Genomic DNA, 14,965 nt, shown 5'->3' on the forward strand with positions numbered 1-14,965 from the left:
CCATAGTGCGCTTCAAGTGCAACACAACGCACTCTTAGAGGAATTTAAAACCTTTCAGAGTGCAGCAGACCGTCGATACAGCACCTTGCAGCAGGAACACAAAACTCTGACAGAGGAAAACGCAACCCTCCGATCCGCGGTCGATGCGCTCACCACAGAACAGAAAGCTCTCCAAAGTGCACACGACCATTTGTCCGGACGACATGACGAACTCGTCGAAAGAGTCATGCCGGTTTTTGAAATATTGGCTCGCGAAAAATTGATGGAAATAAACTCTCACAATTGACTGCTGAGAGCAGAACGCCCTGACCGCTGACCGCTAACTCAAAAATGTTACACTTTCAGCCAAATTATTTTTTTTACAACAAAAATTCGGGAATGAAACACCAACAAACCCTTACAGACACTGGGTTCTCTAACGTTACACGCTGGACACAAAATGTTACACCAGTGTAACATTTTTAAGGCGGATCGCTCAAAAATATACCGTTAAGTTAAAACTATATTCACATCTGTTTTTACACAGATACACACCACTTTCATAGTAACCCTCCCAAAACCCCTAAAAGGAGAAATCCGTCTAAACCCACGCCACCCGTGGCGTTACAAGGATAATTCCGAGAGATGAAAAATTCAGATTCATAGTAACAGCCAAAAAACAACCTTTTCATACACACTCGACAAACCCACGTCACACCTTGCTTCATGAGGGTTTTAAAGACACAATGTTCAAAACGTTACTATGAATACTATGAATACTATGAAATTCCGTAGATAATAGTTCTGTCTCATAACGCTATTTCGCTTGCCATCAACTACAAATTGTGCTAAAATACCCATAGCATGAACCGACACGACTCAAAACACTCGCATAAAGAACTTAGTGGCTTGCTCGGAACACGTTTCAGCACAGATAACACTGTCCGAGACGCGCACGCACGCGATGCCTCTTATCACCGAGGCGCGCTGCCAGAGGCTGTCGTTTTTCCGAAAACGAATGCTGAAGTCGCCGAAATCGTCAAAATCTGTGCAAAATATAAAATACCAATTATTCCTTACGGCACTGGAACCGGGGTCGAAGGTGCCGTTGTCGCAATGGAAGGCAGTCTCTGTATCGCACTCAACGAGATGAATCGCATTCTCCGCGTTAGCAAGGACGATAGAGATGCGACCGTCGAAGCAGGTGTGACACGGCTGCAATTGAACACACACCTCGCAGAGATGGGTACACAACTCCACTTCTCCGTTGATCCGGGAGCAGATGCCTCGTTAGGGGGGATGGTCGCAACACGTGCCTCTGGTACGAGTGCCGTTCGATACGGCACGATGCTCGATAACGTTCTCGGCTTGACTGTTGTCACTGCTGACGGTACCATCGTCCATACCGGAAGTAGGGCGCGGAAATCTGCTGCAGGCTACGACCTTACGCGTCTCTTTATCGGTTCAGAGGGAACATTGGGGATTATTACGGAAATTACGCTTAAATTGACACGGCTGCCCGAAGCAGTCGCGGCGGCTGTCTGTGCGTTTCCAAGTGTCGCTGCAGCAGTGGACACCGTTATCAAGTTGATGGATACTGGCATAAGTATTGCCCGCATCGAACTTTTAGATGAACTTCAGATGGATGCCGTCAACAAATACGCAGGGTTAGCTTATGAAGTCGCACCGACGCTGTTTTTTGAGTTTCACGGATCCGAGAACACGGTCGCGGAGAGTTCGGAGATTGCCGGGAAAATCGCAGCGGCATACGGTAGCGGCGACTTCCGATGGGCAACCGATGAAAACGAACGTAAAAAACTCTGGCAAGCCCGATACGATAGCTACTACGCAGCACTCAGCCGTCGTCCGGGTTCCGTCGGTTATGTCACCGATGCTTGCGTTCCGATCACGCGACTCGCTGAATGTATCGCCAAAACAAAAGGGCTGCTTGAACAATCAAGTCTTCCCGCAACGATGCTCGGACACGTCGGAGACGGAAACTTTCACGTCGTCTTCGCACTTGAACCCGACAACAAAGACGAGTTAGCAGAAGCGCAGCACCTCAGCGATCAAATTGTAGACATCGCCCTAAAAATGGACGGCACTTGTACGGGTGAACACGGGGTCGGGGTCGGTAAACGGAACGCTTTGGAGAAAGAACACGGAGAGGCAGTCAATTTAATGCGTGCCATCAAACACGCTTTAGATCCACAGAATTTAATGAACCCGGGTAAGGTTTTCTGGTAAGCATGTTCTCAACGGCACTTATTGAGGAGTTCCTTTATTTTTTCGGCACAGCGTTTGTTTTCTGGTAAGCATGTTCTCAACGGCACCTTTTGTAGCACAAACTGTCAGTTTGTGGCATTTACGTTTTCTTGTAAGCATGTTCCGAACGGCGCACGGAAAATAAAAATATGCAAAACGACTGGAAAATTCTCATAACCGATTACGCATGGCCCTCCATTGAACCCGAACGGCAGGTATTGGCTGAGATCGGGGCAGAACTCATCGCTGCGGAGACGGGAGACGAGGCGGAACTCTTACCGCTCGCGCCGATGATGGACGGCATCCTCACCTGTTGGCAACCCGTTCGCGCGCCAGTCATCGCCGCCGCTGAAAAATGTCAAATTATTGGGCGATGTGGTATTGGACTTGACAACATCGACGTGGAAACCGCTACGGAACACGGTATCGTTGTCACAAACGTCCCTGCCTACTGTATTGATGAAGTCTCCGACCATGCGATGGGACTGTTGTTGGCGTGCGCCCGAAAAGTCTCACGTTTCAATCGGGCGACCCGGGACGGTATATGGGAGCAGAACATCGGACCAGCAATGTATAGACTCCGAGGCAAGACGCTCGGTGTCGTCGGATTTGGACGGATTGCGCGATCCATTGTGCCAAAAGCGAAAGGGTTTGGACTAACAGTCAATATCTGTTCTCCACGTACCGATCCTGCGTTAATTCAGGAGCACGGCGCACAAAAGGTCGCGTTTCCAGAACTCCTCGCAACGTCTGACTTTATCACAATCCACACACCCCTGACCCCAGAGACACGATATATGTTTAGTTACGCTGAGTTTCGGGCGATGAAATCGACAGCCTACCTAATCAACACGGCGCGCGGGGGCATCGTAGACACAACTGCACTTACCGCTGCGCTTCGTAACGCTGAAATTGCCGGTGCGGGGTTGGATGTCTTGGAAACAGAACCGCCTGAAGAAAACGAAGAACTACTCACACTTGAGAATGCCATCGTCACACCGCATGCCGCTTTTATCTCGGAGGAATCGATTCTTGATCTTGAGGTTGCTGCTGCGACGTGCGTTGTGGAAGTACTAACAGGAAAACTGCCAGAATCCGTTGTGAACCCATCGGTGCTGGAACAACCCAACCTCCGCGCAACATCACTGATAAAAACGACTTCATAGACACGTTTTAAAAAAATATAAATCACAATAGAAATTGGAGAATCACAATGCAACAACTCCCTGACGCAACAGGACACTTTGGACAATTCGGCGGCAGATACGTCCCCGAAACACTCATGCCCGCCCTTCTGGAACTCGAAGACGCATACATGAAACTCAAAGATAATGCAGACTTCCAGGAAGAATTTCAGTACTACCTCCGTGAATACGTTGGACGCCCCAACCCACTCTATTATGCCGAACATCTGACAGAGACCCTCGGCGGTGCAAAAATATATCTCAAACGGGAAGACCTTAACCACACAGGTGCACACAAAATCAACAGCGCAATTGGACAAATCCTTCTCGCACGCTGGATGGGCAAAAAACGCATTATCGCTGAGACGGGTGCCGGACAACACGGTGTCGCAACAGCCACCGTCGCCGCAAAGTTTGATATGGAATGCGAAGTCTACATGGGTGAAGAAGACATAGAACGTCAGGCACTCAACGTCTTCCGCATGCAGTTGATGGGAACAAAAGTGGTACCGGTTACTTCTGGGTCACGAACTCTGAAAGATGCAATCAACGCCTGTTTCCGTGATTGGGTCACGAATGTCCGTACAACCTACATGCTCCTCGGTTCAGTGGTCGGCGCGCATCCATACCCGATGATCGTCCGAGACTTTCAAGCCGTCATCGGTCAAGAAGCGAGAGCACAGATTTTAGAGGAAGAAGGCACTTTACCAGATTCCGTCGTCGCTTGTGTGGGTGGTGGGAGCAACTCACTGGGTATGTTCTATCCGTTCTACGCCGACGCATCCGTTCAACTTATCGGCGTAGAAGCCGCAGGCGAAAGCATCCGTAGCGGACGACACGCCGCGCCTCTCACTGCAGGGAGTGTCGGTGTTTTTCACGGTGCAAAGTGCTACCTACTGCAAGAAGACGACGGTCAGATAACGCCTGCACACTCAATCTCTGCCGGGTTAGACTATCCCGGTGTTGGACCGGAACACAGTTATTACCGTGAAAGCGGCAGAGCCGAATACGTTCCAATCACCGATGCAGAAGCAGTAGAAGGATTCCAGTTGCTGTCGGAAACAGAGGGTATCATTCCGGCATTAGAATCCGCACACGCCCTCGCTTACCTTCGAGAACTCGCCCCTAAACTCGGTAAGGATAAGATCATTGTTGTCTGTCTCTCCGGTCGCGGCGATAAGGATGTCTACACCATCGCAAATGAATTAGGTATCAAACTTTAGCAGTAGAAACTATGGGAGTTGCCTCCATTTCCTAATCGAGGCAACACAGGGTTGGGTCAAAAGCGACTTGTTATTTGACTATGATATATGTTATAATTTTGTCGTTTAGCCTTTAAGTCCCATCTGCAAGGGAACATTAGAAGGAAGGAAAACACAGTGACAAGCATTGCGAAAATCCAAGAAGAGATTCTGGCTCTTTCTGAAACCGATTACCGCCAATTGAAACAATGGTTTAATGAGTTAGAGTGGGACGAATGGGACCAGCAGATCGCAGCGGATTCAGATGCTGGAAAATTGGATTTTTTAATTGATGAGGTCCTGGAAGCGAAGGAAAAAGGGACACTTAAGAATCTTGAGGATCTTTAGGTGCACAGAACAATACCGCGCTTCTGGAAATATGACGAATATGAGAGGCTGATTAAATCCTAACCAGTTATCACGAAACGATGCAAGCGAGGTGACACCATGACCCGCGAGACCGTAGCCTCCGGTCCAAGTCCGTCCCTAAAGCAAAAAGCCAACAAATTCATCAGACGGCTTTTACACCGAGACGGACTCTTTCGGAATTGGCGGTATATCCCAACATATCTGCTCCTGCGAAAACTGAAGTCAGAATCGGCGGAAATGCGTGCTTATGCGGCTGAAGGGTTAGGTGGCGTTGGCGATGTCCATGCTGTCGCGCCCCTCATTAACGCCTTAGACGATAACAACTCGACTGTCCGACGTTTTGCTATTTCCTCCCTCGGACATATCGGCGATGCCCGCGCTGTTGATGTCATCATACCATTTCTACAAGACGAAGAAGCCGATATGCGCTGCGCCGCCGCCGTCGCCCTCGGCGAATTAGGACTCAGTGAAGATAGATTCTCAACACCACCCGTAGAGATAATAGAAGCACTCATAAACAGCATAACGGATACCGACAGAGGCGTTTGTTCTGCTGCCATCGTCGCCTTAGGTAGAATCGGCAATCCGCAAGCCATCTCTGCCCTTAACGCATTAGCGGAAAGCACCGATAGCGAATGGGTCCGTCGCTACATCAGTGAAGCGTTGCATCAAATTGAGGAACAGAATGCATAAAACCGAAACAATATAGATTGGAGAAAATGTGGTATGAAGAAAGAACAAATTGTTTCCCAAAATCCAAGCATCATGAATGGTACTTTAGTTTTTGCTGGTACACGCGTTCCCGTCGAAAGTTTAATTCAACATCTTGTTGCAGGAGATTCACTCAACAAATTCCTTGACCACTTCCCGACAGTCTCTCGTGAGCAAGCAGTTGCTTACTTGAGACTCGCCATGGAGACTGTGGATGCGCGTGTTGCTTGATGAGAATTTACCTCACACATTACGGCGACTTTTCGAGGATTCAGTTGAAGTTGTCACAGTTAGCTACAAAGGCTGGCGAGGAAAAACGAATGGAGAACTCCTCTACATGGCGATAGCAGATGAATTTGATGCTTTCATCACAATGGATGGCAGCATTCCGTATCAACAAAACTTGGAGGCAATTCAGATAGGTATTATCTTGTTGACAGCTAACAGCAACCGCGAAGAAGATCTCGCGCCGCTGATTCCTCAAGTTAACACTATACTGAAAACCCTCAAGAAAGGTGAAATCCTGACCGTGGGCACTTAAAAACATTCCTGACTTTCCAGTGGTTTGCTTTGATTTTTATAAAGCAAGTTTGATATAATAGATATTAGTCTCATTTCCGCAACATATCAGAAAATAACATTACCTTCAAAAAATTATGCACGAAAATCAAAACTTCAAATCCGGTTACGTTAGCATCATCGGCGCACCGAACGTTGGTAAATCTACGCTGCTCAATACCCTCTTGGGGCAGAAGTTAGCCATCGTCACCCCGAAACCACAGACAACCCGCAACCAGATCCGTGGGATTCTTACTACCGACACTCATCAAATTATTTTTGTTGATACCCCCGGATTAATGAACCCGAAATACCGTCTACAGAGCGAAATGGTCCGTACGGCGTATGGGGCTTTAGGGGATGCAGACGTTGTGCTTTTCGTTGTGGATGCCAACCGTCGGGATCCAGAAATCGAAGACAGAATCTTAAAACGCCTCCAGCGCACCAAATCGACAGCAATCCTCGTTCTGAACAAGGTAGACCTCGTCGCAAAACCGAACCTACTTCCTATTTTTGAAGATTACAGCCAAAAATTTGAATTTGCGCAGATGATCCCCATCTCCGCACTCACTGCTGACGGCGTTCCAGTTCTCCTTGAGCAGATTGAAAACTATCTACCGTTGGGACCTCTTTACTTCCCAGAAGATCAACTCAGCGATCTTCCCGAACGGTTTTTCATCGCCGAAACCGTTCGTGAGAAGATTATGCTCCTAACGCAACGTGAGGTCCCTTATGCCTCCGCTGTGGTGATTGAAGAATTTGAAAAACGTCAGAGCAAAAAATCAGGCGAGATTATCTATATCCGCGCTATCGTCTACGCAGAACGGCAGACCCAGAAACAAATTATTATCGGTAAAGGTGGTAAACTGATTAAACGGGTGGGTGAACTTGCACGAACCGACATTGAAAAATTCTTAGATGCACGCGTCTTCTTGGAAACCTACGTAACAGTCAAAGCCGCCTGGCGCAAAGACGCACGTCAGATCAAAGAATTAGGCGGTTTCATGGATATTTAATATCCTTCCAAAAATACATTCCAAACCGCGAAAATTACAATTCAAATAACTATTGGGTACCATGCAATGATAGAAGAGTCAATTCATGTCCAAGGCGCACGAGAACACAACCTAAGAAACATCGACATTCAACTGCCCAAAGATAAGCTCATCGTTTTCACGGGTGTTAGTGGTTCCGGCAAATCTTCATTGGCAATTGACACCGTCTACGCCGAAGGACAACGACGATATATCGAGTCTTTATCTGCGTATGCTCGGCAATTTCTGGGGCAGCTCGGAAAGCCGGACGTAGATGAAATCGTCGGCTTATCCCCCTCTATCGCTATCAGTCAGGGTTCAACGGGACATAACCCGCGCTCCACGGTCGCTACCGTGACCGAGATTTACGACTATCTGCGGGTCCTCTATGCCCGTGTCGGACAATTCCACTGTCCTGAATGTGGAAGCGAAGTCGGTTCACAAACCGCCTCAGACATTACCGAAACACTGCTTAACTATCCGCAACGTACAAGACTCATTATTTTAGCACCGATCTTCAGAGGTTCCCGCGGTGCCCATGAAAAAGAGATTGAAGATCTCCGAAGCGCGGGCTTTGCGCGGTTACGGGTTGATGGCGAAATACACGAACTTCGCCCAGGTTTCGCACTCAGTCGCAACCAACGTCACGACATCGACCTCGTTGTTGATAGGATTATCATTAAAGACGGGATTGAACCTCGTGTTGCCCAAGCCGTAAATACTGCGCTCTTGCGTGGAGATGGCAGTATGCTCGTCCAAATCGTTCCTACTGAAGGTGAGAACTCCCCATTCATGTCAGAAGAGGATGACCTACTGTTTAGCGAAGATTATACCTGTTCGCACTGTCGGATTAGCTTCGTGAAACCAGAACCACGCCATTTCTCTTTCAACAATCCTGATGGCATGTGTGAAGACTGTAGAGGCTTAGGAACACAGATGGGGATTTTACCAAAATTAATTATCGCAGACGATACACTCTCCATCACAGAAGGTGTTATCAGTTTGTGGGGACCTCTCAACAAACGAGATCGTACCACAGAAAGATCCATAATGGAAGCACTCGCGAAACACCTCGGATTTGACATCACAACACCGTGGAAGGATCTCACATCAGAGCAACAGCACGCTGTCCTCTATGGCACCGGGGACGACATCCTTACCATCACCACAACCGGCACAAACACAAGCAAAAAACGGAAACAACGACGGCGGTATCGTGCCCGCTTCCACGGTATCATTACAGCGGAAGAACAGAAATATCGCTTTGAAAACGATGATGAAACCGACGCAGATGATTTTCCGGACTATTTCGTAAAGATGCCGTGCCGCACTTGTGAGGGAACCCGACTTAACTCGTGGATAAAAGCCGTAACAATAGACGATACACCTATAACCCATATTCTGGAGATGTCTATTCAAGGAGCGACCCAATTTTTCAACGAGTTGACACTCCCAGAACGCGAGGCATTTATCGCGGAAGAACTTTTAAAGGAGATTCGTGGACGGCTTGGCTTCCTTATGGATGTCGGATTGGGGTATTTGACGCTTGCACGCTCTGCTCCAACGCTCTCGGGTGGTGAAGCGCAGCGGATCCGACTCGCCAGTCAGGTAGGCGCGGGGCTACGCGATGTTACCTATGTTCTCGATGAACCGAGCATCGGCTTACATCCGCGCGACCATGCCGGACTTCTCACAACGCTCCTCAATTTACGGAACCAAGGTAACACCGTCATCGTCGTTGAACACGACGAGGCAACCATGCTCGTCGCCGACTGGATAGTGGATTTCGGACCCGGGGCGGGTATTAAGGGCGGAAAAGTGACAGATATGGGAACACCGGCACAATTCGTGAAAGAGAGCAACACACTCACCGCCCAATATCTCCGAGGCGATAAGGTGATCGTCCAACCCGAATCACGCCGTCCGACAGACGATAGGTGGGTACAAGTCTGTAATGCACGCCAAAATAATCTCAAAGGCATTAATCCGAAAATACCGCTCGGCACCCTCTGCTGTGTGACAGGTGTCAGCGGTTCTGGAAAGAGTTCCTTAATTCACGACATTCTTTACAATGCCCTCGCCCGCGATCTGATGAAGGCAAAGACTGTCCCAGGAGCGTACGATAAAATCCAAGGTGTTGTTAAGGATAAAGACGTGCCAGTCTCTGATGTTATTGACAAGATCATTAACATCAACATGGCACCCATCGGACGGACACCGCGTTCTAATGCTGCAACCTATACAAAGGTCTTTGATGCCATTCGGTCTCTCTACGCCGGTTTGCCAGACGCAAAACTGCGAGGCTACAAACCCGGACGGTTCAGTTTCAATGTCAGCGGCGGTAGATGTGAAGCCTGCAACGGCAACGGTGCGAAAAAAGTTGATATGGGACTCCTCTCTGATGTCTGGGTCGAGTGCGAGGTATGCGAGGGAAAACGTTTCAACAGTGAAACGCTTGCTATTCAATATAAGGGAAAAAATATTGCTGAAGTCCTTGAGATGGACATTGATACTGCGCTGACACATTTCGCCGATATTCCGAGGGTCGCAAGAGGGTTACAACTTCTTCACGATGTTGGCCTGGATTATATTAAACTCGGACAGCCCGCACCCACGCTTTCCGGAGGTGAAGCACAGCGCATTAAACTCTCAAGGGAACTCTCTAAACGCGGAACGGGTAAGACGCTTTATATCCTTGATGAACCCACAACCGGATTGCATTTTGACGATGTAAATAAACTCTTGACCATCCTTCATCGACTCGTAGACGATGGCAATACTGTCGTCGTCGTAGAGCATAACCTTGAGGTTATCAATTCCGCAGATTACATTATCGACTTAGGACCAGAAGGTGGGGTTGGTGGCGGTGCTATCGTCGCCGTAGGTACGCCTGAAGAGATCGCGGAGATACCCGAATCTTACACCGGACAGGCACTTCGCGGTGATTTTGACATTTGGCGCGAGGCAAAGCAACGGCTCATGGAACCCGAACTTGCATACGCCTTTGGACAGGAGCAAGAAACACGTACAGCAATTGCAGTACAAGGTGCCACGGAAAATAACCTCAAAAACATTGATATCGATATCCCACATCGAAAAATGACGGCATTGACCGGTGTCAGCGGCTCTGGAAAGACATCCCTCGCGCTTGATACGATCTATGCTGAGGGACAACGTCGCTATATCGAAACGCTTAGCACGTATGCACGCCAGTTTATAGGACAGATGGAAAAGCCGAAAGTCTCAAAAATTGAGGGACTCTCACCTGCCATCGCAATCTCGCATGCAAACGCAGGTCAAAACCCGCGTTCAACGGTAGCAACAATTACAGAAATACATGATGGACTCCGCACCCTTTATGCCAGATGGGGCAAGCCTTATTGTCCCGATTGCTTTGAAGTCGTCCGCCCACAGACTGCCGAAGAGATAACAGATAGGATATTTGAACTTGTTCCTGAACAGCGGGTCGATGTCCTCGCGCCGCTCACAAACTTTATGCTTGTTCCCAGCAGTGAAACAGGGGCGTTAAGAGGCAAGATTATTGACATCAACGCCAATGAATCCGCTTACGGTATCAAGGGACATGAGGATTATGCTGATGTCTTCCGACGCTTGCAAAGAGCCGGATTCGTCCGCGTCCAAATTGATGGTGAGGTCCATCGACTCGACGAGGCACCCACACTAAGCCGAGGTATTCGCCACGAAATCTCTATCGTTATTGACCGCGTCGAGCTCGTCAATGAAGAAAAGAGCCGTTTCATGGAAGCGATCGAGTTGGCACTCCTCCAAAGCGGCGGGTTCGTGCTTATTGAAAAGAACATACGCAGCGAAACACCAGCACGACACTTCTTCAGTGAACATGCGATGTGTCCTTCTTGTGGTAACAACTTCGGGCAACTGACACCACGACATTTTTCCTTTAACAACAAAATAGGCGCTTGTGACTTTTGTGATGGACGCGGACGGAACATCCATCCACCTTATGATGCTTGTAACCAATGCGACGGTACACGCTTGAAACCGTTTCCAAGCAGCGTCAAGTTCGAGGAAACAACCATTGCTGAACTGATGGAGTTATCAATTACGGAAATCATTGAATTTTTCAATGCACGCTTGAAACAGATTGAAACGGAGATCGCTTCTAATGATGCGGAAGCCAGTCGGAGCGACCTATTGATTGCAACTGGCGTGTCAACATCAAGAGCGACGCATCCGGCACTTCACGTCCATACTTCACCTGAGTTTGAAGCCGAAGTCCTGAGCCAAATCCAGACCCGACTCCAATTTCTGGAAGACATCGGTCTCGGCTATCTCGCACTCGACCGCGGTGCTCCCACGCTTTCCGGGGGTGAAATGCGTAGAATCCAACTCGCAAGCCAACTCGGTAGCGGTCTCACAGGTGTAACCTATATCCTCGACGAACCGAGCATCGGCTTACACCCACGCGATCAAGAACGTCTTATCTCTGCACTTAAAGAACTTCGCAACATCGGGAATAGCGTTCTCGTTGTTGAACACGACCGCGACACAATATTAGCCTCTGACCATGTGATAGACTTCGGTCCCCAAGCGGGCAAAAGTGGCGGCGAAATTATTGCTGTCGGTACACCGGATACCTTCACGAATGGTGCTACTCCGATACAAGATACTGACCAAAAATCGTCCGCGAAATCTTTGACGCGCGCCTATCTCTCCAACGAAGTAGAGATTCCGGTGCCGAAAACGCGTCGCAAAGGCACAAGGAAACAATTGGCAATATATGGCGCGAAAACGAACAACCTCAAGGACATCAATGTAAAGATTCCATTCGGGACGCTTACCTGTGTAACCGGCGTTTCGGGATGCGGAAAGAGCTCGCTCGTTGAAGGTACGCTGAAACCGGCTCTCGAAAGTCGCCGCTCCATCAGAACGAGTGAACCGAGAGATCAACGGTACGGCTACTATATGGCGGACGGTCACCGAGAACCGATTTATAACGACTACGGCTTGCCGGAGTATAAGAGCATCCGAGGGGTTAGTCAGATCAAACGTCTCATCAATGTAGACCAGAAAGCGATCGGCGAAACCCCGCGCTCCAACCCAGCAACCTATACCGACCTATTCACGAAGATCCGTGAACTCTTCGCGGAACAACACGACGCAAAAATGCGTGGATTCACCAGAGGTTCCTTCAGTTTTAACCTCTCCGCTGGACAGTGTCATGTCTGTGAGGGACACCGTTTTAACCGCGTCGAGATGCACTTCCTCCCGGATGTATGGATGCCGTGTGAGGCGTGTAATAGCACAGGCTACAGTCCTGATACGCTTGAGATTCGTTATAAAGGGAAAAATATTGCTGAAGTCTTGGATATGACGGTAGATGAGGCACTCGCGTTCTTCAGTGAAAATTCGCGGATCTGCCGGACGCTCCAGATGTTGACAGATGTTGGGTTGGGCTATATTCAATTAGGGCAATCGGCAACGACCCTCTCCGGTGGCGAGGCACAACGCGTGAAACTTGCGAAAGAGTTGGCGCGTCGTCAGACGGGTTCAACGCTCTATATCATGGATGAACCGACGACAGGTCTCCACTTTGACGACATCCAAAAACTTCTCAAGGTACTGAACCGACTCGTCGATGCCGGCAATACGATTATCGCTGTTGAACACAATATCGACGTTATCAAATCGGCTGACTGGATCATCGACTTGGGGCCGGAGGGCAGCAAAGACGGTGGAGAAGTCGTGGCAATCGGGACACCAGAGGCGGTTGCGAAGGTTCAGGAATCCCACACTGCCCGCTTCCTACGCGAGGTGCTGTAGGCGTGATCAAGAGATTGTCCTCGTTAAATCGGGACTATTGCTGTTCTGTATGATTAGCGGTCAGATACCTTTACAAGCCTCGCCCTTTAGAACGGGGCACTTGACTTGAGAATATACCAGATAAACACTAAGCTGACACCAAGGAAGCCTACTCCTAAGCCAATGGCGGTCCATCGCCACCTCCGAAGCTCTTTGAGTTGCTGCTCTGATAGATTTTTCCATTTCCCTATTGCCTCTCGTAGATTCAGTATCGACGCGGTTTGACGCATATCAGGATGCCAATGTGCCACCCGACTTTCTAAACTCGCTCGTGGGATCTCGACGAACCAATTATTGCGGCGGTTCTCGGAAAAAAACCAGCTATCCGGATCAGTACTCGTCGCAATGATACCGAACTGCGTGTCAGTCGCAGAGAGTATACATTTCAGATGTTCACGAGCCTCTAACACAGCACGTTTCGTGTTAGGTACTTTACAGACGACAATAACAATGAAATAGTTGGTATCACAAACCACATAATCCGCAACACCGCTAACCCCGGGAACGCCGATTCGAAGCGGCAGATCTCTCAGGGTATCTTTGTCTGAGAACGGCAGCGTCGATAAGTAGTTGGTAACGGCTTGCTTTATGCGATCACGTAGCATCATAAATTCTTTAGAGCGTTGGTGCCAAGAGGATAAATACCTTATTGCTGTGTCTCCACAGATAATGTTTCCCATATTACGTTCTGTGTTTCCGAGGAGAATACTTGCAATATAGGAATAAGTGTCTACGCGAGTTCCGGATAGATGTCAGGAAAGTCTTGGGTTTCAAGTTTGTCAGTTGGTCGCGAGGCCAACAGCCTTCTGAACAGTACACCTCAGTAAAAATAAACATTTGTGCCCTGAGTTTGTTTCACTGCATTGACGACTGTCTTCCACGGAAAAACAGGTTGTTTTCAAGGAGTTCGCACAACCTGCAAAGCGAGCAATGAAAGTAAGCTCCGATGGACCGCTTGGCGAACGCACGAGCAACAGAAAGGAATCCTAACTCGCCGTTCGTTGAATCAGCGTACGGAGATAGCCTCAATATTATTCTGCTTACTGACATCTTTGAGCAGAGCAACAGCTGCATTGTATCTATCCAGTAACTCGTCAAGTTGCTGAATTTGGGACTCCAGATAATCTGAACATGTGCCATCCGATGTGACAATAGCATCTGCTATTTCGCGAAGATCCCTATCTATAGGGTCTAACAACTCTTCTTTAATAGTTTTCAAATTCACTGACATCTGATCTCATTTCAATATGCAAAAACAGGTTGTTTTTGGAGCCTCGCATAACCTACAAAGCGAGAGTTATGCAGTCAATAATCCCCAACATCCCGCTCGGCGGGCAGACAAGCGATAGCAAGGTCAACTTTTCACACGTTGAATTAGCGTGCGAGGTATTGGACAAAGTTCTATTCTTCGGGGTCTCTGCTGTACTTCAAACAAAACAAACGGATCTGTGTGAGCGTATCTGTTATAGAGCTGCGGCGGAACATTATACGTCTGAGTATATCGCGCAAGAGTCCAAGGACTTCAAAGAGCCGAACCAGCACAACGATCAAGAGCAGCCCTACGATCGTGACGACACTGAATGTGACGAACATCAAGATATGTTGGAATGTGTAGTCCATGCAATTCTTCAGACGAACCTTTTGTAGCACAAAGTGTCAAGTTTTGGTTTCTTGTACCACAAACTATGGTTATAACAAGTCAATTTCTATAATAATTCAAATTAAAATGTCAACGGTACCCACACGCTAAAGCGTGGGGAAACCTGTGCTTCCTCGCAGTCTG

At 48.5% G+C, this 14,965-nt stretch carries 13 protein-coding genes; 11 read left to right on the forward strand and 2 right to left on the reverse strand.

Features of this window, described 5'->3' with window-relative positions; all coding sequences use genetic code 11:
- The 10 genes from OXN25_06255 to uvrA form a co-directional block, all read left to right on the forward strand.
- Nucleotides 1-286: hypothetical protein (locus tag OXN25_06255; protein MDE0424450.1), on the forward strand; the 286-nt coding region annotated here is incomplete at its 5' end.
- A 557-nt stretch (nucleotides 287-843) separates the two neighbouring features.
- A complete protein-coding gene (locus OXN25_06260; protein MDE0424451.1) occupies nucleotides 844-2,226 on the forward strand; it encodes an FAD-binding protein in 1,383 nt (460 codons plus the stop codon).
- A 167-nt stretch (nucleotides 2,227-2,393) separates the two neighbouring features.
- Nucleotides 2,394-3,410 (forward strand): C-terminal binding protein, encoded by a 1,017-nt coding sequence (locus OXN25_06265; GenBank protein MDE0424452.1) that lies wholly within the window; start codon nucleotides 2,394-2,396, stop codon nucleotides 3,408-3,410.
- 47 nt (nucleotides 3,411-3,457) lie between these two features.
- Nucleotides 3,458-4,651, forward strand: coding sequence for a tryptophan synthase subunit beta (gene trpB, locus OXN25_06270; protein ID MDE0424453.1), 1,194 nt, complete (start codon nucleotides 3,458-3,460; stop codon nucleotides 4,649-4,651).
- 156 nt (nucleotides 4,652-4,807) lie between these two features.
- Entirely contained in the window at nucleotides 4,808-5,017 is a 210-nt protein-coding gene (locus OXN25_06275) for a hypothetical protein (GenBank protein MDE0424454.1), read from the forward strand.
- A gap of 99 nt (nucleotides 5,018-5,116) precedes the next feature.
- Nucleotides 5,117-5,731 (forward strand): HEAT repeat domain-containing protein, encoded by a 615-nt coding sequence (locus OXN25_06280; GenBank protein ID MDE0424455.1) that lies wholly within the window; start codon nucleotides 5,117-5,119, stop codon nucleotides 5,729-5,731.
- Nucleotides 5,732-5,764: 33 nt separating this feature from the next.
- The gene (locus OXN25_06285; protein ID MDE0424456.1) at nucleotides 5,765-5,980 is read left to right on the forward strand and encodes a DUF433 domain-containing protein; all 216 of its coding nucleotides are present in this window, start codon (nucleotides 5,765-5,767) and stop codon (nucleotides 5,978-5,980) included.
- Complete coding sequence (locus tag OXN25_06290) at nucleotides 5,964-6,290, forward strand: hypothetical protein (GenBank protein MDE0424457.1); 327 nt, start codon at nucleotides 5,964-5,966, stop codon at nucleotides 6,288-6,290. Before OXN25_06285 ends, OXN25_06290 begins: the two co-directional genes overlap by 17 nt.
- Nucleotides 6,291-6,405: 115 nt before the next feature.
- Complete coding sequence (gene era / locus OXN25_06295; GenBank protein MDE0424458.1) at nucleotides 6,406-7,323, forward strand: GTPase Era; 918 nt, start codon at nucleotides 6,406-6,408, stop codon at nucleotides 7,321-7,323.
- Between the two features lie 66 nt (nucleotides 7,324-7,389).
- Nucleotides 7,390-13,143 (forward strand): excinuclease ABC subunit UvrA, encoded by a 5,754-nt coding sequence (uvrA, locus tag OXN25_06300; protein MDE0424459.1) that lies wholly within the window; start codon nucleotides 7,390-7,392, stop codon nucleotides 13,141-13,143.
- 86 nt (nucleotides 13,144-13,229) lie between these two features.
- Here uvrA and OXN25_06305 read toward each other — a convergent pair whose 3' ends face one another.
- Nucleotides 13,230-13,862, reverse strand: a complete 633-nt coding sequence (locus OXN25_06305) for a hypothetical protein (protein MDE0424460.1) — start codon at nucleotides 13,860-13,862, stop codon at nucleotides 13,230-13,232.
- A gap of 326 nt (nucleotides 13,863-14,188) precedes the next feature.
- Nucleotides 14,189-14,413, reverse strand: coding sequence for a hypothetical protein (locus OXN25_06310; GenBank protein MDE0424461.1), 225 nt, complete (start codon nucleotides 14,411-14,413; stop codon nucleotides 14,189-14,191).
- Nucleotides 14,414-14,481: 68 nt separating this feature from the next.
- Here OXN25_06310 and OXN25_06315 point away from each other — a divergent pair, with 68 nt between their 5' ends.
- Nucleotides 14,482-14,829, forward strand: a complete 348-nt coding sequence (locus OXN25_06315) for a hypothetical protein (GenBank protein ID MDE0424462.1) — start codon at nucleotides 14,482-14,484, stop codon at nucleotides 14,827-14,829.
- The last annotated feature ends 136 nt before the right edge of the window (nucleotides 14,830-14,965 follow it).

Source organism: Candidatus Poribacteria bacterium (genome assembly GCA_028820845.1).
GTDB lineage: Bacteria > Poribacteria > WGA-4E > WGA-4E > WGA-3G > WGA-3G.